The organism is Enterococcus sp. JNUCC 77 (genome assembly GCF_054819945.1).
Map to the genome: position 1 here is coordinate 257,995 of NZ_JBTHIG010000002.1, position 22,426 is coordinate 280,420.

Annotated in this window: 20 protein-coding genes; 6 read left to right on the top strand and 14 right to left on the bottom strand. The window is 37.9% G+C overall.

The window, feature by feature from the left end; translation table 11 throughout:
• Positions 1-6: 6 nt before the first annotated feature.
• A complete protein-coding gene (locus ACVWNY_RS14300) occupies positions 7-1,089 on the bottom strand; it encodes a zinc-binding dehydrogenase (protein WP_218327242.1) in 1,083 nt (360 codons plus the stop codon).
• A gap of 33 nt (positions 1,090-1,122) precedes the next feature.
• A complete protein-coding gene (locus ACVWNY_RS14305; RefSeq protein ID WP_438721099.1) occupies positions 1,123-2,514 on the bottom strand; it encodes an MFS transporter in 1,392 nt (463 codons plus the stop codon).
• A 316-nt stretch (positions 2,515-2,830) separates the two neighbouring features.
• Between ACVWNY_RS14305 and ACVWNY_RS14310 the strand changes: the two genes are divergently transcribed.
• Entirely contained in the window at positions 2,831-3,460 is a 630-nt protein-coding gene (locus ACVWNY_RS14310; RefSeq protein ID WP_454072222.1) for a hypothetical protein, read from the top strand.
• A 74-nt stretch (positions 3,461-3,534) separates the two neighbouring features.
• Here the strand turns inward: ACVWNY_RS14310 and ACVWNY_RS14315 are convergent, their stop codons facing one another.
• From ACVWNY_RS14315 to kdpA, 7 genes are all read right to left on the bottom strand, one after another.
• Positions 3,535-3,864: a hypothetical protein gene (locus tag ACVWNY_RS14315; RefSeq protein ID WP_454072223.1), complete on the bottom strand. Its 330-nt coding sequence runs from the start codon at positions 3,862-3,864 to the stop codon at positions 3,535-3,537.
• Between the two features lie 137 nt (positions 3,865-4,001).
• Positions 4,002-4,724 (bottom strand): DUF5131 family protein, encoded by a 723-nt coding sequence (locus tag ACVWNY_RS14320; RefSeq protein ID WP_454072224.1) that lies wholly within the window; start codon positions 4,722-4,724, stop codon positions 4,002-4,004.
• A gap of 64 nt (positions 4,725-4,788) precedes the next feature.
• A complete protein-coding gene (locus ACVWNY_RS14325; RefSeq protein ID WP_454072225.1) occupies positions 4,789-5,478 on the bottom strand; it encodes a response regulator transcription factor in 690 nt (229 codons plus the stop codon).
• Between the two features lie 12 nt (positions 5,479-5,490).
• Positions 5,491-8,058 carry a DUF4118 domain-containing protein gene (locus ACVWNY_RS14330; RefSeq protein ID WP_454072347.1) on the bottom strand — a complete coding sequence of 856 codons (2,568 nt, stop codon included), beginning with the start codon at positions 8,056-8,058 and terminating at the stop codon, positions 5,491-5,493.
• Between the two features lie 29 nt (positions 8,059-8,087).
• Positions 8,088-8,612, bottom strand: a complete 525-nt coding sequence (locus ACVWNY_RS14335; RefSeq protein ID WP_454072226.1) for a potassium-transporting ATPase subunit C — start codon at positions 8,610-8,612, stop codon at positions 8,088-8,090.
• Between the two features lie 17 nt (positions 8,613-8,629).
• Positions 8,630-10,660, bottom strand: coding sequence for a potassium-transporting ATPase subunit KdpB (gene kdpB / locus ACVWNY_RS14340; RefSeq protein ID WP_454072227.1), 2,031 nt, complete (start codon positions 10,658-10,660; stop codon positions 8,630-8,632).
• Positions 10,661-10,674: 14 nt separating this feature from the next.
• Positions 10,675-12,348 carry a potassium-transporting ATPase subunit KdpA gene (kdpA, locus tag ACVWNY_RS14345; protein ID WP_454072228.1) on the bottom strand — a complete coding sequence of 558 codons (1,674 nt, stop codon included), beginning with the start codon at positions 12,346-12,348 and terminating at the stop codon, positions 10,675-10,677.
• Between the two features lie 229 nt (positions 12,349-12,577).
• On the opposite strand from kdpA, the gene ACVWNY_RS14350 reads away from it, so the two are divergent.
• A complete protein-coding gene (locus tag ACVWNY_RS14350; protein WP_454072229.1) occupies positions 12,578-13,450 on the top strand; it encodes a MurR/RpiR family transcriptional regulator in 873 nt (290 codons plus the stop codon).
• Positions 13,451-13,564: 114 nt separating this feature from the next.
• On the opposite strand, the gene deoC is transcribed toward ACVWNY_RS14350, so the two are convergent.
• The gene (gene deoC, locus ACVWNY_RS14355; RefSeq protein ID WP_454072230.1) at positions 13,565-14,281 is read right to left on the bottom strand and encodes a deoxyribose-phosphate aldolase; all 717 of its coding nucleotides are present in this window, start codon (positions 14,279-14,281) and stop codon (positions 13,565-13,567) included.
• A gap of 169 nt (positions 14,282-14,450) precedes the next feature.
• On the opposite strand from deoC, the gene ACVWNY_RS14360 reads away from it, so the two are divergent.
• Genes ACVWNY_RS14360 through ACVWNY_RS14375 form a run of 4 tightly spaced genes read left to right on the top strand, consistent with a single transcriptional unit; the run spans position 14,451 to position 15,779 of the window.
• The gene (locus ACVWNY_RS14360) at positions 14,451-15,092 is read left to right on the top strand and encodes a TetR/AcrR family transcriptional regulator (RefSeq protein ID WP_454072231.1); all 642 of its coding nucleotides are present in this window, start codon (positions 14,451-14,453) and stop codon (positions 15,090-15,092) included.
• Between the two features lie 3 nt (positions 15,093-15,095).
• Positions 15,096-15,281: a hypothetical protein gene (locus ACVWNY_RS14365; RefSeq protein ID WP_454072232.1), complete on the top strand. Its 186-nt coding sequence runs from the start codon at positions 15,096-15,098 to the stop codon at positions 15,279-15,281.
• Between the two features lie 18 nt (positions 15,282-15,299).
• The gene (locus ACVWNY_RS14370) at positions 15,300-15,488 is read left to right on the top strand and encodes a hypothetical protein (protein ID WP_218327255.1); all 189 of its coding nucleotides are present in this window, start codon (positions 15,300-15,302) and stop codon (positions 15,486-15,488) included.
• A 30-nt stretch (positions 15,489-15,518) separates the two neighbouring features.
• Positions 15,519-15,779 carry a hypothetical protein gene (locus ACVWNY_RS14375; RefSeq protein ID WP_218327256.1) on the top strand — a complete coding sequence of 87 codons (261 nt, stop codon included), beginning with the start codon at positions 15,519-15,521 and terminating at the stop codon, positions 15,777-15,779.
• 106 nt (positions 15,780-15,885) lie between these two features.
• On the opposite strand, the gene ACVWNY_RS14380 is transcribed toward ACVWNY_RS14375, so the two are convergent.
• The 4 genes from ACVWNY_RS14380 to ACVWNY_RS14395 all read right to left on the bottom strand — a co-directional run bounded on the left by ACVWNY_RS14380 (position 15,886) and on the right by ACVWNY_RS14395 (position 22,266).
• A complete protein-coding gene (locus ACVWNY_RS14380; protein ID WP_218327257.1) occupies positions 15,886-17,751 on the bottom strand; it encodes a PTS sucrose transporter subunit IIABC in 1,866 nt (621 codons plus the stop codon).
• The gene (locus ACVWNY_RS14385) at positions 17,744-19,456 is read right to left on the bottom strand and encodes an alpha-glucosidase (RefSeq protein ID WP_454072233.1); all 1,713 of its coding nucleotides are present in this window, start codon (positions 19,454-19,456) and stop codon (positions 17,744-17,746) included. The genes ACVWNY_RS14380 and ACVWNY_RS14385 overlap by 8 nt, the downstream gene beginning before the upstream one ends.
• A 51-nt stretch (positions 19,457-19,507) precedes the next feature.
• A complete protein-coding gene (locus ACVWNY_RS14390) occupies positions 19,508-20,506 on the bottom strand; it encodes a LacI family DNA-binding transcriptional regulator (RefSeq protein ID WP_454072234.1) in 999 nt (332 codons plus the stop codon).
• Between the two features lie 221 nt (positions 20,507-20,727).
• On the bottom strand, positions 20,728-22,266 hold the full coding sequence (locus ACVWNY_RS14395; protein WP_454072235.1) for a hypothetical protein: 1,539 nt from the start codon (positions 22,264-22,266) through the stop codon (positions 20,728-20,730).
• Between the last annotated feature and the right edge of the window lie 160 nt (positions 22,267-22,426).

Here is a 22,426-nt window from a genome sequence, read left to right on the forward strand (position 1 = left end):
CCCTTTTTAGTCTTCGTCGTCAAAATCGTATGTGAAAATAACTTTAATGGCCTCTTTTTTAGCCATTAGTTCAAACCCTTTTTCCCATTCAGATAAACCTAAACGGTGAGTAATCATTGGTTGCACCCGGATATCGCCTTTAGCTAACAAACGAATCGCATTGCGCCAAGTCGTTGAATCATACGCCATATGTCCGATAATACTGATAGCCCAAGTGGTAATATCGTTGATTGGATAATTAAATGGTTGGAATCCCATGCCGACCCGCACCACTTCACCATTTGGTCGAAGCATATCTATCGCTTGTTTCAACGCAATATTGGCACCAGAACATTCGATTACTAAGCCTAAATTATCTTTGCCACAAATTTCTTGGCAACGAGCCACCACATCTTCAGTTGAACCATTCACCACATGAGTAGCACCTAATTCTTTAGCGACTGCAAAACGAGTTTTGGTATCTTCTTCTAAACCAACTACCACGATATTCACGGCACCCATAATGCGCGCCATTTGAACAGAGAACAAACCTAATGGTCCAGTTCCCGTTACAACAACATCTTGTCCCGGTAAGAAACTTGAACGTTGCGCGATTGCTTTATAAGCATTACTAATCGGATCTAATACACAAGCATCTTCGTAATCAAGATTTTCAGGAATTTCCCAAAGAGCATGTTTGTGAATCCGTAAAATTTCCCCTGGTACTAAACAATATTTAGAGAATCCGCCGCCCCAAGTGTTGTTATCTAAGCCTAAATTGACCTTTTCTTTACAGGTTAAGAAATCACCTTTTTCACAGGATGGACAAGTGCCACAAACGTGAGCCGAGTTATCAGATACTACTCGCTGACCGACTTTCCAATCAACTACTTTGTCACCAACTTTTACAATATCACCAGCAAACTCATGTCCGCGAATCGAGTTGAATTCATCGGAACCATTTTCTACATTGTAATGTTTCATATCGGCACCACAGATAGCTGCGGCACGAATTTTAATTAAAATATCTTCTTCTCCCACTTCAGGAACTGGGACATCGATCAAGCGGTATCCGCCAAATTCTTTTCCGTATCTTGCTAAAGCTTTCATTAGTTAGACCCTCCAATTTTTATAATTAAACAATTAGTGACTGTTTTCCGAAGCCGGTGTAACTGAACCGATTTCTTCCACTGAGGCACTTCTTGTTTCGATACCAAAAACCATAATCACTACTGCAGTGACGACTGATACGCCACCTAATAATAAGAATACACCAGTCACGCCGGTTGTATTTAAGAAATAAGCAACCGCATAAGGAGCCAAGATACCACTAATTCGACCGACGGCATTGGCTAAACCTGAACCGCGAAGTTTTGCTGCAGTTGGCCAAATTTCTGGCACATAAACGGCTGAAGCGTAACATACATACATATAAACAAAAGTAATTAAGAAAAATCCTAAGATCGAAATCGTCGTAATACTAGTTTGTAATGAATAAACGTAGCCTAAAACGGCAATCAAGATTAACAAACCTGACCCCATAATTTTACGAGGAATCTTATCAATAATAAAGGTTGCAATGAAAATTCCAATCGGTGCTCCAAACATACTCATCGTATTCAACACAACCGAATCTTTTAAATCAATCCCTTGGGTTAAGAAAATCGTCGGCAACCAATTGATCAGGGTATACTGCACCACATTCATAGCAATTAAAACGAATGAGCCTAAGATAACCCGTTTCAATAATTCCCCTTTAAATAATTGTGAATAAGAAATTTGAACTTCTTTTTTTGGTGCTGACTCAGCAATTTCAACCGGTGGTAGAGGTTCACCTGTAGCAGCTTCTACGCGGGTCTCGATATCAGACATAATTTTCTCTGCTTCGGCATATTTTCCTTGTGATTCCAACCAACGAGGTGATTCTGGAAAGCGCTTATATATGACTGCAAATAAAATTGTTGATAAGACTGCTGGAATCATAAATTGTACCCGCCAATTTAGTTCTGGTGCAATCGCTGGTGTAATGAACATCGCAATCGTCGAACAAATCGGATAAGACCAGTTCCCAATAAATGATGCTCGAGCTGACCATGTCCCGCGATTTCTTGAAGGCACATATTCAGTAAAGCCAGCGAATAATGTTACCAACAAAGCCCCTAAGCCAAATCCCATAATGACTCTGAAAACAATTAAGATCGTCATATTTGGTGATAATGCTCCAGCTACCATTGAAATAACATGAATCCCAACAAATAGTAAATAACTATTGCGGCGACCAATCTTGTCACCAATGATTCCGCCAATTAATGCTCCGAAAAACATGCCCGCTGTTGTTAGTGAAGAAAAAATTGCACTGATATTATTATTAGTCCAACCAATCTCCGCTAACTGAGCTAATACCAAGCCACCAATTGCGTTGCTCCAGCTGACTAACAAGCCAAAGGCCACCATCGCAAACAAACTCCACTGCACTTTACTTGTAGGCAAGCGATCAATTCGTGGCCCACAATTTGGTTTGATTTGATTATCCATAATTCCCTCCATTTTCTGTATTTAACAAACTGATGGTAAAAAGCGCTTCCAATGTTTTGACATCATGTTGTTTACAAGACAAAGTTTACGACATTCAAAGTTAGTTGTCAACATTTTTTTATTAAAACACAGAAATTAATGTGGTTTATAAAGAATTTAATTTAGGGAAACACAGGTTTTGGTTGGGAATTATTTTTTGAAAACAAAAAAATCAATCGCTTTTTCGCAATTGATTTTCGTCATTATTAATAAAAAAAATTATATTCAGAGATTTCCCCTTCTGCTATACTGAACAAAAAGAGCGGGAGTTATCTATATGAAGAAAATAAATAAAAACGTTTCAGCCATTGAATTTTTATGGCTAGCCCTTTATGCTTTTGCCGGCTTTAGTCTTGAACTGATTCAAGGTCTTTTAGGAAGCTTTTCTCAAGGAATCTCAAATTTGATAACCGCAATTTTGTGGACTGCTGTAAGTGTTGGCTTAATCTATCTAGCCAGAACCAAATTTTGTTTTTTTATATTGGATAATCAACCTACCTTAAAAAAACAAAATCACTGGGCAGCGCTATGTTGTGTCGGGATTGTGATTGTGCTGACTACTTTTGGTTTTGGTGGTTTTAAACCTTGGATAGAGTTCACATCAGTGGGAAGTTTGGCTAATTATTTGTTACGAATTTTATATTATTTAGCTGAATCACTTTTGATATTATTGGCAATTGTTTTTGCACAAAGGTTTGCTGACTTAAAATTTACTTTACCGGAATGGCTTCCTGCGGGAGGAGTTTTCTTGGCAATTACTTGGGGCTTGATTCATTTCTTTTTACAAGGATTTAGTGGTGGTCTATACGCGATTGCCTTTTCGTTACTTGCCGGCATGCTTTATCTTTTTCTGAAAAAAGATTTTCGTTGGAGTTATCTATACATTGCTTTGGCATTTATTCTATAGCTAATATTTGCTAAATAAAATAACTAATCACCAGTCAAAAATAATTTATATTTTTCTTTTAAGATGTATTGAGCTTATTCTCGTCTTCTTCGAGAATCTCCCACAATCGCAGCCAGCAAAACTATGCCTAAAACTAGCCAACCGCTTTTTTCAAAAAAGTGTAACTGAACAATTCTTTGTCCTGTTCGTGAGGATACTTGATCTAATCTTGGTTGGTCGGGAAAATTTACCGGATTACTTGTGATGGCCGGCTGTGATTGCGGTTCTTTTTTATGCAGAAAATTCCTAATAACTTCTTTTTCTTCTGCAAAAACAACCTGCTGCACACTACCAAACATCAAATAAAACAGACTCAACCCCAGAAACAAGCATTTTCCCCAACACAGCAATACCTTTTTATTCATTTTTATCTCCCCTTTAAAAACTGCAATAACCTGCTATTTCCCCACATTTTAAAACTTTTTTATCATTAATTCTATTTTATTTTCAGGAATCTTTTAGAGCAGAAAATCTTTTCTAGTTATTATTTATTTTAGATTTTTTAAAATAAAGGTGTTTCTCCTAATAAATTTAAATTCATTGATTTTGCCAAAGAACTTTGTTTATAGGGATTCACCTTCTGCAAAACGCCGTCACAACGGAAACGTGAACCAGTATTTTTAAACCAAAAAGTTTTCTCATGATCTAAACATTGCTGGCGCAGTGCCAAGATCCAATCCAAATTACATTCCCGCACTTCTTTTCCAGTTTCACCACCAACAGAGACATGATCGATTTGATCAATGTAAGCTGTTAAATCAATCGGTCCCAAAAGTGGTGTGCAAGCAACAAAACGACGTTTAATTGGAAACGACAAAAATTGTGGCAAACGCAAATCTGCAAGAGTTTGATTTTCAACGCTGACACCTAGATTGACATTGGCATAGCCCTCACCCCAATCTGCTGGCAACGAAACTTCAAAACGATCGATTCGCTTAGTCAAAATCAAAAAATCTAAATCTGGTCGTTGGCGAATCATTTCCCAGGCATCTTTGCGCCAAGGGTCGGCTTCTGGTAAGAAAAAATCGGTCCCAAAACAAGTGGCAACAATTTTCCCACTGGCAATTTTTGGTTGATTATTTTTTTGAAGAGCGACAGGTTTGTTAAAATCAGGTGTTTTTACAATCTGGTTTTGTCCATATCGCTTTGAATATTTCCCATAAAAATAGCAATACGTACAGCCTATACTTTGCGGATAACAACCAGTCCAAGGTTCCCAATTCATCTCTATTCCCACCTTTTTGATTTTATTATAGCAAAAAAGCAGTAGCGAAATGCTACTGCTTTGATCATTTATCTTGATAATCCTTCAATCGATACCCCACCCCAATTTCTGTCATCAGGTATTTAGGAGATAAAGTATTTTCTTCGATCTTTTTTCGTAGATTGGACATATTGACTCTTAAGGTTTGCGGATCACCTTGATAAGGCCCCCAGATCTCAGTCATTAAACTTTCGTAAGTCACAACTTTGCCTAATTCTCTAAAAAGTAAGGATAAAATGCGGAATTCATTTTTTGTCAGATGGACTTCTTGTTCGTCACGATAAAATAATTGTTTGTCTAAATCAATTTTCAATTCGCCATTTTCAATAATTGGTGAAGTTACTATTTGTTTATTTTTATGACGCAAGGCGGTTCGAATGCGAGCCATTAATTCATTGGTGCCGAAGGGTTTAGTGACATAATCATCTGCGCCCAGATCTAAGGCAGTTACTTTTTCAGTCTCGTTATTGCGAGCTGAAATGATAATTACTGGTAAGATCATCCGTTTGCGAATAATTTTTAATAATTCGATGCCATCGATGTCCGGTAAGCCCAAATCTAACAAAACCAAATCAAAATTTTCTGTTTGAAAAGCCGTCAAGGCGGTCATACCGTTTTCAGCGATGGTCATTTGATAGTCTGCTTTTTCTAGCACGACTGTCATGAAATCTGTGATATTTTCATCATCTTCAATCAATAATATTTTTGCTTTCAAAAGTCCACCTCCTTAGTCGGGTAAATAAATTTTAACAATGGTTTTATTATTTTGATTATCTAAGGCTAACCTACCACCATGAGCATGAACAATCGTTTTAACGATGCTTAGACCAATGCCCAAGCCATTTTTTGAATCTACCGGTACTTCAGCTTCCGTGGTTAAATTATTTTGAATTTTTTGAAATTGACTCAAAGGAATTTCTCCGTTGTTTTCGATTTCAAAGACGGTGTTTCCCTCTGTCTGATAAACCTTTAAATCAACTGGTTGTTTCGGTGTACCATGACGAAAAGCATTTTCTACTAAATTAAATAAAGCTTGCTCCATCAATATCGGATCAACCTCAATAAAAATTAAATCTGCTGGTAAATCGACGACTAGTTTTTCATCTGGGTAGACTTTTTGAACATGCTGATATACCGCTTCTACCACTTCTTCTAGCGGCTCGGCATTTTTTTTAACGGCCATCGTATCCATGTTGATGCGGGTAATTGATAATAGATTTTCCACCATTCGAATCAGCCATTGAGATTCTTCTTGAATATCTTGTAATAATTTTTGGCGGGTGCCAGTTTGTAAGTCACTGCCGTTTTCTTTTAAGGTTTCAGCAATACCAGAAATGGCGGTTAAGGGTGTCCGTAAATCGTGAGAGACTGCCCGCAATAAATTGCTGCGAACCTTTTCCCGCTCATTTTCTAGTTCGATCTGTTCTTTTTGATTTTTTAGTTGGGCTTGTTCTAAAACTACGGCTAATTGAGTCAAAATTAATTTCAAATAATTCAATTGGTTATTTTCCAACGGTAGACTAGCATTGCGCAAAATACCTAAGACTGCCAATGTTTGACCACTCGCCACAATCGATAAATAAAAACCTTTCGCACCGATCAATGTATCGGTACCATTGCCAGCTTCTTTTTGATTTTTAGCACTCCAAAAAGCAACCGCTGATTCATCTGAATTGGCTAAAAGCTGATTTTTTTCTCCACTGGCATGTTGTAATCTGCCTAATTCATCATAAATCGCTACTCCTCGTTTTAACCAACGAGCTAAGTATGTAGCGGTGATTTCAAAAATTTGCTGCTGATTATCAGCCACCACATATTGTTTATTCAACTCATACAAGATTTCCATCTGATGTTCTTTTTCTTTGGCACTATCGGCTTGTTTTTTCAAACGAACCATCAAATTACTAATCATCAAAGCAACAACAAACATAATCACCAAAGTAATCGGATAACCTTGTTTGTAAACTGTCAGAGAATATAATGGCTCCACGAAAAACCAGTTAAAAGACAAGACACTCAATATTGATGACAAACCGCTCCAAAAATAGCCGCTTGTTAGCCGAGCCACCAAAAGTACGAAGAATATATACACCAGCATCAAATTTTGATCGCCCACATGCAAATACTGCATAAATTCGGTGACTAAAGTGGCCAAAATCACACCAACAATCGCCACACCAAAATCTTTTCCGCCACCTTCAATGATCTTTTTAGGAATCTCCCAAAAAACACTGCGTTTTTCTTTATAAGGAATTAAATGCAGCTCGGTATCATCTAGGCGCTTTAGTAAACGATCTTCCCATTCGTCCGAGAACAGCTTATAATACCACGGTGTTCGTAAGTTTTTTCCCATAATAATATCGGTAATCCCCGCTAATTTGGCGTACTCCACCACCGTTTCAAAGCTGTCTTCTTCTTCAATGGTGACCACTTCTGCTCCTAGTTTTTCAGCTAAGGGTAGCTCACTGATACTATCGGCTTGATGGCGAATTTGAATGACAATCCATTCAGCACCCAGACCTTGCGCCAAGCGTGCCGTCCAACGGATACATTTTTCCGCCATTTTAGGATAATTATCAGACACAACTGCCAACAATTTGTTTTGCATGCCACTAGTTTTACCACGGACTCGATTGATATGATCAGATGCCCGCTGAATTGCCAGTCCCCTCAGCTGATCAAGTTTTTGGGGAATAAAGAAATTTTGTAGCGCCCGCTTGGCATTTTCATCGGCATAGATTTTACCTTGCTCCAAACGTTCGATTAATTCATCTGGCTCTACATCAATCACTCTCAAAGTCGCTTGCTGAAAAAAAGTATCCGGCACAGTTTCTTTTACCTCAATGCCTGTCACTTCCGAAACAATGTCATTCAAGCTTTCAATATGTTGCACATTGACGGTAGTAAAAACATCAATTCCTGCTTGCAACAATTCTTCGATGTCTTGATATCGTTTACGGTTCCGCGAGCCTTCCGCATTACTGTGAGCCAATTCATCAATCAAAACTACATCTGGCGCCGTTTGAATTAGATAATCGATATCAGGTTCTTTCAAAGTTAAGTCTTTGTATTGGTATTGTTTTAGCGGCGCTTGTTTTAATCCTTTTAATAAAGCATTAGTTTCTGGTCGATCGTGGGGTTCGATATAACCCACCACCACATCTTTTCCCAACAAGACTAATTCATGGGCTTCTAGCAACATGCTGTAAGTTTTACCAACTCCGGCCGCAAAGCCAAAGAAGACCCGCAATTTCCCACGATTGGCGTCGCCGCGTTTAAAATTTTCTTGTGTCATTTCTGCCATCTTCAGCAAACGCCTTTCTACTAAATTAATTCATCCAGCGCGAGATTTAACTGTAAAACATTGACAAATTCACGACTGGAGAACCAATCTTTTTCCGCTGTTTCATTTATTATAGCATGAATTTTTTGCGGATTAATTTGTCGGGCTTTCGCGATTCGTTCGACTTGAAAGTTAGCGGCAGCCAAGCTAATATCTGGATCAACACCACTTGCAGAAGCAGTAACTAAATCATTCGGAACTTGTGTTTCAGTTGGGTTTTCCGCCAATAATTTTTCTTTTCTTTGGCGAACATGATCTGCTTGCTCTTTAGAGATTGGTGATAGCTGGCTAACATCACTGCTACGTCCAGAAAAATATTTGGTCTCGGAGAAATCTTGCCCCACCAAACTTGAACCCACGACTTGTTCCTCACGAGTGACCGAACTACCATTGGCTTGATGGTTAAAAAATAACTGCCCGATACCAGTCACTAATAAGGTATAGAGACCGCCAAACAAAATGACGGCAAACAATAAAAAACGTAAGCTACTAAATATTTTGCTCATTTTATTTTTCCTTTCATTTATAAAATTATCAGCGAGAGCACTAGATCAATCATCTTAATGAAGATAAACGGTGCCACAATACCACCTAAACCGTAGACTAGTAAATTATGCCGTAGAATTTGACTGGCAGGTTTCTCTTGATATTTTACACCTTTTAAAGCTAACGGAATCAAGGCAACAATGATCACGGCATTATAAATGACCGCTGATAAAATAGCTGTTAATGGACTACCTAGTCCCATTATATTTAAAGCATTTAATTGCGGATAAATTCCGTAAAATAACACTGGGATGACCGCGAAATATTTGGCGATATCATTGGCAATACTAAAAGTCGTCAAAGCACCGCGAGTCATCAATAATTGTTTCCCAATTTGGACAACTTGCAACAATTTTGTCGGACTAGAATCTAAGTCAATCATATTTCCTGCTTCTTTTGCAGCTTGGGTACCAGTGTTCATCGCCATTGCTACGTCTGCTTGAGCTAAAGCTGGTGCGTCATTAGTACCATCACCAGTCATCGCAACTAAGTGACCTTTTTCTTGGTATTCACGGATTAAATCCATTTTATTTTCCGGTGTTGCTTCCGCCAAGAAATCATCCACACCAGCTTCTGCGGCAATTGCTGCTGCAGTCAACGGATTATCACCAGTGATCATGATAGTTTTGATCCCCATTTTACGCATATCGCCAAATTGTTCCTTAACACCATTTTTAACAATATCTTTCAAATAGACCACACCTAGAACTTGACCATTTTTCACCACTACTAAAGGCGTTCCGCCAGCACGAGCAATTTGATCAACAATTTCGTCACAGGCGGCTGGATAGGTTTTTCCTTGAGCCGTTACATATTGCTTCATGGTATCGGCTGCCCCTTTGCGGATTTCATCGCCACGATAATCAATACCACTCATACGGGTTTTGGCACTAAATTGAATCCAGTGAACTTCCGATTGCTGGAATTCTCGTCCGCGAATATCAAATTTTTCTTTTGCTAAAATTACAATGCTTCGTCCTTCCGCTGTTTCATCGGCTAAAGAAGACAATTGCGCAGCATCTGCCAATTCTTTCTCACTGACACCAGGAACCGGTAGAAATTCACTGGCCCGGCGATTCCCCAGTGTAATTGTTCCCGTTTTATCTAATAGCAATACGTCAACGTCACCAGCAGCTTCAATTGCTCGACCACTCATGGCAATGACGTTTTCTTTCGTTAATCGACTCATTCCGGCAATCCCAATCGAAGAGATCAAAGCCCCAATAGTTGTTGGTGCCAGACAAATCAATAAAGCAATCACAATGATACTAGATAAAGCTTGCCCATTTCCAGCTAACACGCTACTGAAATCAGTAAAAGGAATCAAGGTAATCGCAACAGTTAAGAATATTAAGGTTAAAGTAATCAGAAAAATTTGTAGCCCTAATTCATTAGGCGTTTTTTTTCGTTCGGTACCTTCTACCATTGCAATCATCTTATCTAAGAAAGATTGACCATTTTCAGAAGTCACACTAATCACCAAATAGTCAGAAACTACTGTTGTCCCACCAGTTACCGCGCTACGGTCACCACCAGATTCGCGAATAACCGGAGCTGATTCACCAGTAATGGCACTTTCATCAACTGAAGCGGCACCCTCAACAACATCACCATCCGCTGGAATTTGTTCACCTGCTTGGACATAAACTAAATCACCTTTTTTTAAATCAGATGATTTTATTTCCGTGAAATTTTGATTTTGTATATCAGTTAAGTCGCTAATTTTGTAGGTCATGACTTCTTTCTTGGCTTGTTTCAAGCTATCTGCTTGCGCTTTTCCGCGACCTTCTGCCACTGCTTCAGCAAAGTTAGCAAACAACAAAGTCAACCAAAGAAAGATAGTAATCGCGATACTAAACCACAAAGGAACGCCTGTCGGATAAAAACACAAAATTGTCGTTAAGATAGCACCCACATAGACGACAAACATCACTGGATTTTTAATTTGCTGGCGCGGATCTAGTTTTTTAAAGGCCTGACCAATCGCCCATTGATAAATTTTTTTCATCTCATTCACTCCATTTATAATGCAAAGTATTCAGCCAATGGACCGAGCGCCATCACTGGTAAAAAGCTCAAGGCACCAATCACCAAAATCACGATGACTAACATGCTGATAAAAGTCGGGCTAGTAGTAGACAAGGTCCCTTCACTTAAAGCCGATTGTTTTTTGACACTCATATTTGCTGCTAAAAATAAAATTGCCGCCATTGGTAAATAGCGAGTCACTAACATCATAAGACTGCCTAACAAATTAACAAAAGTAGTGTCTGCTAAAAATCCACCGAAGGCACTTCCGTTATTATTGGCTAAAGAAGTTGCGCCATATAATAATTCTGTAAATCCGTGGGGTCCAGCATTTGTTAACCAAGACAAGACGTCTGGATGTAAAACAAAAGCCATCGCACCAAACAGCGTCAGCATCAATGGGGTTAAAATCACCAAACTCGCCATTTTTATATCAAAGACATTGATTTTTTTCCCTAAATATTCTGGTGTGCGCCCGACTAATAAACCAGCAATAAATACGGCTAATAATAAGAAAGCCAGCATGCCATAAAGACCACTACCGACACCACCAAAAATAATTTCTCCAAGCTGCATTAAGAACATCGGAATCGCACCCGCTAAAGGTGTAAAACTATCCATCATCGCATTTACCGAGCCATTAGAAGCCGCGGTAGTTACGACTGCCCACAAACTAGACCAACCAACACCAAAACGAACTTCTTTTCCTTCCAAGTTCATTTGACCGACAACATCGGCAAATTGAGGACCGTAATATTCATTGATCAACACACCAATAAAGGCTAATCCTACGAAAATCATCGCCGTAATTAAAATTGTCCGTCCCTGTTTCCAATCCTTCACCCAAAAGCCAAAAGCAAAAATTAATGCCGCTGGAATCAATAAAATCGCCATATTTTCAACAAAGTTACTTAAAATTGTTGGATTTTCAAAAGGATGAGCTGCGTTGGCCGCAAAAAAACCACCGCCATTAGTCCCTAATTGCTTGATCGCTACTTGGCTAGCGACCGGACCTAAAGTTAGAAATAAATCCTGTCCTGATAAACCAGTAAAACTCGTTCCGTCACTAAAACTTTGCACCACGCCTTGAGACATCAAGACAATCGCAAAAATAACTGACAAAGGTAAAAATAAATAAACTAAGCTACGAGTTAAATCTTGCCAAAAATTACCGATGAATTTTTTCTTTCGTTGAGTAATTCCACGAATCAATGCTGCCAAAACAGCTACCCCGACACCTGCCGAAATAAAGTTTTGCACCGTTAAACCAAACATCTGACTAAAATGAGAGAGATCGGTCTCACCTGCATACGCTTGCCAGTTAGTATTGGTTACAAAGCTAGTAGCCGTATTGATAGCTAAATCCCACGGCATATTTTTGACATTTTCACCGCCAGGAAGCCAATGTTGCGTTACCAATAAGCCAAATAATAATAGTAAAGAGAAAAAACTCAAGCTTAACAGGTTAAATAAGTAACCTTTCGCCGACATTTCTTTTTGACTAACTGGTCCGATTATTTTATACGTTAAATTTTCTAAAGGTCGCAAAAATCTAGCGAAGCGAGGGATTTTCCCTTGTAGTATTTCCTTAATGTACCAACCTAATGGCACCGCCAGAATCAATAATATAAAAAAGAAGAAAATTCCTTGAAAAATCAAGCCGCTCATAATTTTTCCCCCTTAAATAAAAACCAAAATAAATAGATCATTAATAATAAACTAACGACTGCTAAAAACAGCATCATTTTTCTTCCACTCCTTTACTTCTTCAGAATATAAAAAAAGAAATAAAGATAGTGTGAATCTTGCTGCAATTTCTTTATACTATCTTTATACCGTGATTGACGATGGAAAATGTATCCATTAAAATGTAGTAAAAATACAAAAGGAGTAACTCTTGGAAAATAATCTATCTTATGCTGAACGAATTAAATTAAAATATCATATCCTCAGTAAAACAGAGAAAAAAATTGCCGATTACGTCTTAGCAGTTGGCTTTAAAGTATCAGAAATGACTTTGGCTGAGCTGGCTCAAGCAATTGAAGTGAGTGAACCATCGATTGTTCGCTTTACAAAAGCGTTAAACTTTAAAGGTTTTAGTGATTTTAAAGCACAGGTTTTGAAAGATTGGGGGAAAGAAGAACAAACTGGCGAAAAACCAGAGAAATTTGTCGATTTAAATTTTTCTCAGGAAGACACCATCGACAGTATTCCCCATAAAATCATTCAGTCTACGATTAAAGGCTTAGAGGATACTTTGAAAATATTTGATTATCAAGCTTTTAATATCGCTATCGAAGCAATTTTAGTCGCTGATCGAATTGAAGTTTTTGGCTTAGGAACTTCTGGCAGTATCGCCTTAGATTTTGTCAGTAAATTGATTCGGATTGGTTTAAATGCCAATTATTTTGCTGATAACCATTTGGGACAATTAAGTGCCCGTTCCCTGAAAAAAACTGATGTAGCCATAGCGATCACTCATTCCGGTAGTACGATTGATGCCGTCAACACACTAGAGATCGCCCAAAAAACTGGTGCCAAAACAATTGCCTTAACCAACTATAAAGCCACGCATATTTCAAAATTTGCCGATATAGAATTACTGACTGGTGATCACGAAACAACATTTTATAGTGAAACTATGATTTCTCGGACTTCCCTCTTATCATTAGTTGACATGCTATACATGGGGATTTTGCTGAGTGATTATGAACGCTTTACAACTGAGCTTCATCAAGTTAATTCATTAGTAGAAGGAAAAAATTATTAAAGCCAAAAAAAGAGTCGATGCTCACATAAAATGTGATAATCGACTCTTTCTTTGACTAGTTCATTTTATTTTTCAACAAAAAAGATGATGCGCAAACTGCCCATCATCCTAACTCTACTTATCCAATCCCAAAACAGTTGGCGTTGACCGATAGCCAATCCCCATGCGGTCGATGCCCATATCAATCAGTTGTAAAAAATGTTCGCGGGTGCGAATTGCTCCGCTACCTTTAATCTTGGCTTTACCAGCGACTTGATCCATCATAATTTGGATGATTTCGACTGTCGCACCGTTGCCTTCATGACCAGTTAAAAATCCGGTACTGGTTTTTACAAAATCTCCGCCAGCAGCAACCACGCAGTCACAACCTTTTCTGACTTGCTCTACCGTTAAAGCATCGGTTTCCAAAATCACTTTGACGACAACATCATATTGATGACAAATATCTGCTACTGCTTTCAAATCTTGCGTCACTTCTTCATAACGCCCACTGCGTAACCAACCATAATTGGCCACAATGTCTAATTCCGCAATATCTTTTGCATAGTCTTTTAAGATAATTTCCGCTTGAGCAACTTTTGACGCTGTCGAACTTTGACCAAAAGGAAAATCACAGACCGGACAAACTTTAGTTTCTGTACCAGCACACATTTCAGCGGCTAATGGAACGGCCCAAGGATTGACACAGACTGTTTTACATTTAAAATCAATACCTTCTTGAATGTACTTTTTCGTTTCTTCAATCGTAAATTCTGGCTTCAAAACAGATTGATCAATGTAACGGGCCAATTCGATTGGCGTCATATCTTGGGCTTTTTTCGTTGGTTTCATCTTATTCCCTCGCTTCGTATTTGATAGTTTCATCATAATGTATTTTTGCTACAATTGTCAATTATTTTTGTATTTTTATTTCTTTTAAAAAATTTCAAATTCTTCTTGCAATTCGACCGTCGGTCTAGTATATTATAGATATAGACCAACAGTCGAGAAAGGAGTCACCATGACACATACAAAAGATTTTGATCAAAAACGTAGCGAGATTCTAGATTGTGCACAACAATTATTTATTTCAAAGAGCTATGAACTTACCTCTGTCAATATGATTTTAAAAGAAGTTGGCATCGCTAAAGGAACTTTTTATTATTATTTTAACTCTAAAGAAGAAGTAATGGACGCCGTGATCATGCGGATTGTTCTTAAGGATTTAGCATACACCAAAGAAATTTTAGCTCGTAAAGATTTGTCGGCCTTAGAAAAATTATTAGCTGCCCTATTTACCAAACCTGAGACTGACGAGAAAAAAACCATTGTCAAAGAACTTCATCAAGCCAACAATGCCTTAATGAAGCAACGAGCATTACAACGAACGATTGAACTAATTTGCCCGATTTATGCTGAAATAATCGCCGAAGGAAATGCACAAAATGAATTTTCTTCAAGTCAACCGTTAGCCGATAGCCAATTTTTAGTTGCTGGTGTCCAGTCTTTGCTGGACTTGAGTAATTTAAAAGATTCTAAGATTGAAATAAAGATCGAAAATATCGTGAACATATTATTTACTGTATTAAATATTAATCAGAACAACGTGGATCAGCAAACAATATTGAATAAAATTCAAGGAGGAAATAACAATGAAAACTAAAAAATGGTAGTAATCGCAGGTATTGTATTAGGTTTAGGAGCGGCTTCTCAGATTGTCGAACATTCTGTCGATAAGACTGCTGTAAAAAATTATGTGGAGACTAACTTCACTGAACAAGACGATAACGAGACAAACTTTAATTTCAAAGACGAAGAAGAAAATACTTTTTTTGAATGGATTGGCTTTTAATTTAAGGAGGAAATAACAATGAAAATTAAAAAAATAGTAGTAATCACAGGTATTGTATTAGGTTTAGGAGCGGCTTCTCAGATTGTCGAACATTCTGTCGATAAAACGGCTGTAAAAAATTATGTGGAGACTAACTTCACCGAACAAGACGATAATGAGACAAACTTTAATTTCAAAGACGAAGAAGAAAATACTTTTTTTGAATAGATTAGCTTTTAATTTAAGGAGGCAAAAACAATGAAATATCAAGAAATGGTCGAAAAAGTACACCAAATAACTGGTGAAAGTGCAGCTATCTGCAGCGAAATCATGGATAGCTATGAAAAATATTGCGCCCAAGAATTAAAACGTCCCTTTGCAAAAAAAATTACCCCGGAAATGATTGCTTGGATTGGTGCCAATACTGGTTGTGAAGCACGAACAGTCGAAAAAGTCATCACGGCTTTAATCAATACGCTTCGGGCTGGTGTGAAAGACAAGTTATTATTTAGAGCTTAAAAAACAACTGACCGTTGGAATGATCATTCCATCAGTCAGTTGTTTTTTTAGTTAATTCTTTTCTTCTTAGACACAATTAACCACTCTAAATTAAAACAATTTCGTTTTAAGATCCCAAAATCGGCAACACATAGTCTTGATTAAATTCTAAGCCCGAAATGGTCTCCTTAGTATCGGTAATAATCACCATAACTGTCGCGTCTTTTCCACTAGCTTCAAGCATTTTTAAATCAATGGTTCCAATTTCTTGACCTTGCTGAATCTTTTGACCTATTTCGATGTTTAACTTAAAAGGGGCGCCGTTTAATTCCACCGTATCAATGCCTAAATGAAGCAATAATTCCAAACCATCCGCTGTCACAATACCGATTGCATGTTTAGTCGGTGCAATCATGGTGATTGTTCCAGAAACGGGAGATTTGATGGTTTCTTCACTGGGAATAACCGCAAAACCTTCCCCCATCATTTTACTGGCAAAAACTTGATCATTCACCTCAGTAATGGGAATGATTTCGCCTTCAATTGGTGAATAAATTTTTTCGTTTTGAGATTTTGTTTGTGTTTTAGCGACATTTTCTACTTTACTACTTTTTTTGATTACCAATAGATTGGTTAGGATAAAAGCTAAAATAAAGGTACCAATTCCCACTAAAACATAAGTAATAACTTGATAAGGATCGTAAATATACATCAAAGGCGATAATAAAACAGCTAATCCATAGCTATTGGCTTGGATGCCCAATAACGAAAGAACCATCCCACCAACCGCTGAGCTGGCTAACATAACTACGATCGCTTTCATCCCTGTCCGCATCACGACACCAAATAAAGCTGGTTCACTAACCCCTAACATTTGCGTGATTGTCGCGGAAATACCTGCTGTTTTGACTGAAGCACTTTTTGTGCGTAAAGCAATTGCTAAACAGACTGCCGCATTCGCAAAACCATACATAGCGCAAACCGTAATCAAAGGATTAAATCCAGTAGTCGCGATTAATGACGTTTCTATCATGATAAACATATGATGCATCCCCGTCATTACCGCAATCGGATATAAGAAACCGATAATCAAACCACCAATTCCTAAAGGTAAATGCAAGAACATTTCAATGACTTTTACTGCTTGTCCTTCAAAAGCATGGACGATTGGACCCAAGACAAACAATGCAACAAATACAGAAACTAAAATGACTACAAAAGGAGTGAAAATCAAATCCATTGCATTCGGCATAATTTTACGTAATTTTTTCTCCAATGTTGCACCAATCATACCAGTAATTAAGGCTGTCAAAATCGATCCCTGATAACCCACTAAAGGAATCATGCCAAACGCCATGATAGGTTCGGCTGTTCCACCAGCTACTGCATACGCATTCGGCAACGCTGGAGAAACTAGCATCAAACCAATTAAAAAGCCGATAATCGGTAAACCGCCTAATTTTTTAAAAGCTGACCAACAAATAAAAGCTGTTAAAAAACCAAAAGCCGTATCTGTTAAAACGGTCACGGTCGCATTCAACCATTCAGGAATACTATCAGCTGTCAGTCCCATCACTTTAAGAACGGTTTCATTAAACAGAACACCCTTCAACCCTAAAAATAGTCCAGTGGCACCTAAAATTGGGATGATTGGCACAAAGATATCGGCAATATTGCGCACGGCACGTTGTAAAAAGGAAGAATCATCTTTAGCCATTTGATCTTTGGAGCTCTCATTAAAGTTGTAAATGGATTGCATCGCTGCATAAACTTTATTGACAATCCCAGTACCTAAGATAATCTGGTATTGCCCGGCATTATAGAAGACGCCCTTAACTTCTTCGACTTCCTCAACTTGGCTGTCGTCAATTGCTTTACGATCTTTAACTTGTAACCGCAAGCGGGTGGCACAGTGAGTAGAGGAGACAATATTGTCTTCTCCAATCACCGCAACTAACTTTTCTGCAATCTCTTGATAGTTTGTTTTAGTCATGAGTAGTATCCTTTCTGATTACAACGGCTTGGTAAGGTTGTAGTAAGTATCTGCCAGCTCTTTCTTGCAACTGTGAATAATTGTTCAGCAAAATTTCACCTGACGTTTCAATTGCTTCGATTTGATTACTTAGATTTACAAAAACTTGAATGGTTTGATCTCCAATGCGTTCATAAGCAATCACAGCATCACTTGCCTCTATTGGTGCAAATTGACCATAAATCAGTGTCTCACAAGCACTAGAATGGTTTCTTAATTGAATCATTTTTTTGTAAAAAGCGAAAACAGAATCAGCTTGATTAACTTGCTGAGCAGCATTGATTTCTGTCTGGTCACCAGATAATTTCAACCAAGCTTGGTCAGAATGGTTAAAGCCGGCATTATCGGAAGCATCCCATTGAAAAGGCGTCCGACCATTGTCTCTTGAACGTTGATTAACAAAATTCATGGCCTCTCCTTCAGAAAAACCTTCCATTAATGAACGATGATAATTATCAATACTGGATACATCATTGAAATCTTCAATTGTTTCTCTTTGGAAATTCTTCATGCCGATTTCTTGTCCTTGGTAGATAAATGGGGTCCCTCTCAAAAAGAAGAACAACGCCCCTAATGCTTTGGCACCAATTTCATTTTGATAATTTTTATCGGTAATATATTTTGATAATGAACGGGGTTGGTCATGATTTTCTAAGAAATTAGCCCCCCACCCACTAGCTTGAATCGCCATTTGACTTTTGAATAACAATTCTTTCAGATCCTGTGGTTGCCAATTGGTCTGGCGGAACCATTCACTGCCATTTTCCACATCGATATCAGCATAATGAAAATCAAAGATCATATTGAAATAGCCATCTTCGCCAATATATTGGTCAAACTCCTCATAAGTCACTCCAGGTGCTTCCCCAACGCTAACGCATTCAAGTTTTTTAAAAGTTTCGGCATTTAATTCAGTTAAAAACTGTTCAATTCCAGGTCGGTTACGGGTTTTGTGCTTCACACTGCCAAGACCATCGCTGCCATCAATCGGTGCATCCCCATAATCCTGATCTTTTTTGATAAAGGTGATGGAATCAATCCGAAAACCAGCGATCCCTTTTTCCAACCACCAGTTAATCATCTCATAAATCTCGGCACGCAAGGCAGGATTTTCCCAATTTAAATCCGGTTGTCGCTTATCAAAGGTATGAAAATAAAACATATTTTCCTCATTTGGGACCGGCTCCCAGACACTACCACCAAAAATCGAACGCCAATTATTCGGCGGATTACCTTCCTTGCCTGCTTTAAAAATGTAATAGTCGCGGTAAGGACTGTCAGCGTCTGCTAAAGCAGTTTGAAACCAAGCATGTTCATCAGAAGAATGATTGACGACTAAATCTAAAATGATTTTGATATTTTTAGCTTTCGCTGCGGCAATCAGTTCCTCTAAATCTGCCATGCTGCCAAATTCGGTTTGAATACCTTTATAATCAGCGATATCATAGCCATTATCAACCATTGGCGAGGTAAAAATGGGACAAATCCACAACATTGTCACACCTAAATCAACTAAATAATCTAATTTTTGCGTAATCCCTTTAATATCACCAATTCCGTCATTATCACTATCATAAAAACTTTTCGGATAAATTTGATAAACGACTTCCTCTTTCCAAAAATTCTGTGCTTCACTTACTCGCTGCTCTTTTAATTTAATCGTCATTTTTTTCTCCTTCTTTGTGGTATCGATACCACATTTGCTAAAAAAATCTGGCTAAGCAGATTTTCGGGTAATTAAATTTAAAACTAATTCAGACTTGTTTAACTGATAAACTTTTCCTTCCATTTGGGCAATTAACCAATTAGTGGACTCTCTTCCTAAAGCATCCACCGGCTGTTGAATCGTGGTTAGAGGAACTGCCAACATACTAGTAAAAGGCTGATTATCAAAACCCATAATGGCTAAATCCTCCGGCACTGACTGACCTTTGGCTAAATATCTCTCTAAAATACCACTAGCCACTTCATCACTGCTAGTAAATACTGCATCAGGACGCCGGTCTTTCGGCAAAGCTAAAAGTTTATCCGCGACTTTTTTACCATCTTCAATCGTATGGACTTGCTTAAAAATCCACTCAATCTTCATTGGCAAATTGCTTTCTTGTAAAGCTTTTTCAAAACCTTCTGTCCGAGAATTTCCATGTCCGCCTCGAGTCAAACTCCCACCAGTACAATAAGCAATTTTTTTATAACCCTTTTGGATTAAATAGTTGGTTGCTTCAAAAGAGGCAGTCGCTTGGTTTGTATAAACTTGTGGCAACTTTGAGCCGGGAATTTGTTCATTGCATAAAACGATTGGACCATATTCGCGGTAAGCTTCGATGACTTTCGGATCACCTTCGATAGAGCACATAATTAAACCGGCAATGACCTGCTGCTTCAGCATTTCCAACATATTGGTCTCAGCCTTTTTATCATCATAAGTCTGCATTACCAACACATTGTAACCATGTTTTCTGGCATTTTTTTCAATCGAATCAACCAAATGAGCAAAAAATGGATTTACAATCCGAGAAACAAGAATCCCAATCATCGTCCCCTTTTTTGAACGTAATTGCGTCGCTACTGAGCTAGGGGTATAATCCAACGCTTCCATCGCTGCCTGAATTCGTTTACGTTTATCTTCGGAAATATACGGATGATTATTTAAAAATCTTGAAACTGTCGAAACAGATAATCCTGCTTTCTTTGCAACATCTTTTATCGTTGCCAATATCTCACCGCCTTATGGTATCGATTTCATAAATATCATACTAAGATAAAAGTCGTTTGTCAACTTAAAAATATAAAAAATTGCTCGTCTCATTCTGTATCGACCATCATTCATCGGCAAGATTCCCTAATTTCTAATCTCTCGACAAAAAAATAACTCCTTAAAATAGATTTTCATCTACTTTAGGGAGCTGTCAATTTGAATCATTTGAAAAAATTAAATTATTCTGCAGCCCAATTAATAGTTGGCACAGTGATTTGTGGCACTACTGCTGTTAGTTCATCATCGGTTGAGATAGTTAAAACTTTTCCAATAATATTGGCTTGATTTTTATCATACTCAATATTTAAGTTTGAAATCAAGGTTTCTTTGATTTGGCTAATCATGTCATCAATATTTACTTGAGTCACTATATCAGCCGCATCAGCAGTAGGTGTGCGACCATCTGCTTCAAATAATTGTTCGTAATTTCCTTTTAATCCCATTTGATAGTAATCTAAGGCTGCCATCGTTTGACTGTCGTAGACTATTTCTGCCTTCATTTCATCAGTCACGATCGACTGATAAACTGATAAAGTCATCGTGTATTGATATAAATCACTCAAATTTCTCACAAAAACTAGATTGTCGAAGCTTTCTTGCAAAGTGGTATTGGCAGTATCAATTTTTGCTTGGGTGACTGTCGGATCAGTTCCCGCTGCAGCTAAAATCGTGACTGCATCTTGATAAGCCGCATTATAAGTATCCCATGTGTTGGTTGCATAGTTTTCTGCGACTAGATTATTTCCAGAAGCAGTGTTTGCTGCTGCCAATTTGTTGATGGAATTTTGTAAGGCTATCGGATCTACTGACACTCTTAATGCCGAAATCGTATCTTCTAGGTTTTTTAATTGTGCATCTACTTGTGCTTGGGTCGCTGCAGCATCATTAAAAACTTTTTGTGCTTCAGTGATGGCTGTCGCTAAAGCTGCAGCCGTATCTGATGTGTAGATTGATTCATCATAATTTTGAGCTTCAGTTATTTTTGCTGATAAAGCTGTTTTATCTACTGTTCCTGGCGCTAAACTATTTAATGCCGTCTTGATTGCTTCAGTCGCTGCATCTACTTCGGCTTGGGTTGCTTTTTGATCAGCCGCCACTTTTTTACCAGCGGCAAGAGCTGTTGCTAAGTTTTGATATGTTGCCTCAGTGTAGTCATCTTTAGAGATGTTTTCCCCATTTGCGATTTCTGCATTCAATTCGTCTTTATCTACCACTTCGGTATTATTTCCAGGATTCGCTGCATAAAATGATACTTCTTCATTGGTCCAACCGATACTAATCAACGAATTGTGTTCAATAATAGAAGTCGTATACATATGGGCGCCAGCTTTAGCATTTTTATTATAGCTACGATAAACTGGATTGGTTTTATCAGTGTCGCTATAAAAAGCTTCTCCCTCTTGAATCCAGCCTTGTGTTTTCAACCAATCATATTCCGTTACGCTTTTCGTGTAAAAATGATCTCCAGTATGTTGATTGTATAGGCGATAAACTGCCTCTCCTTGGTCAGGTGTTGCCCAAGCGACTTCTTCGTATTTCCATCCTTGTGCCACAAGCCAATTTCTTTCACTTGTACTTTCAGTAAAAAAATGCTCACCGCTGTTTGGATTATAGACTCTAAATAAGTCATTGGTTGCTGCATCTGCTGCAGTACCGCCATAAATGACTAATCCCATTCCTACTATTGCACTAAAACCTAATAATTTTACATTTTTCATATTGGCTCACCTTTCAAAAATCGAAATAATTTTTAATGAAATTAGAATATCATAAAAGATTTTTTAACGGAATTTAATAGCTTGAAATTACAATCAAAAATTTTTTTTAAAAAATAATAGATTGGTCATTTTTGTTGCAAAAAAATAACACTTTAGTACT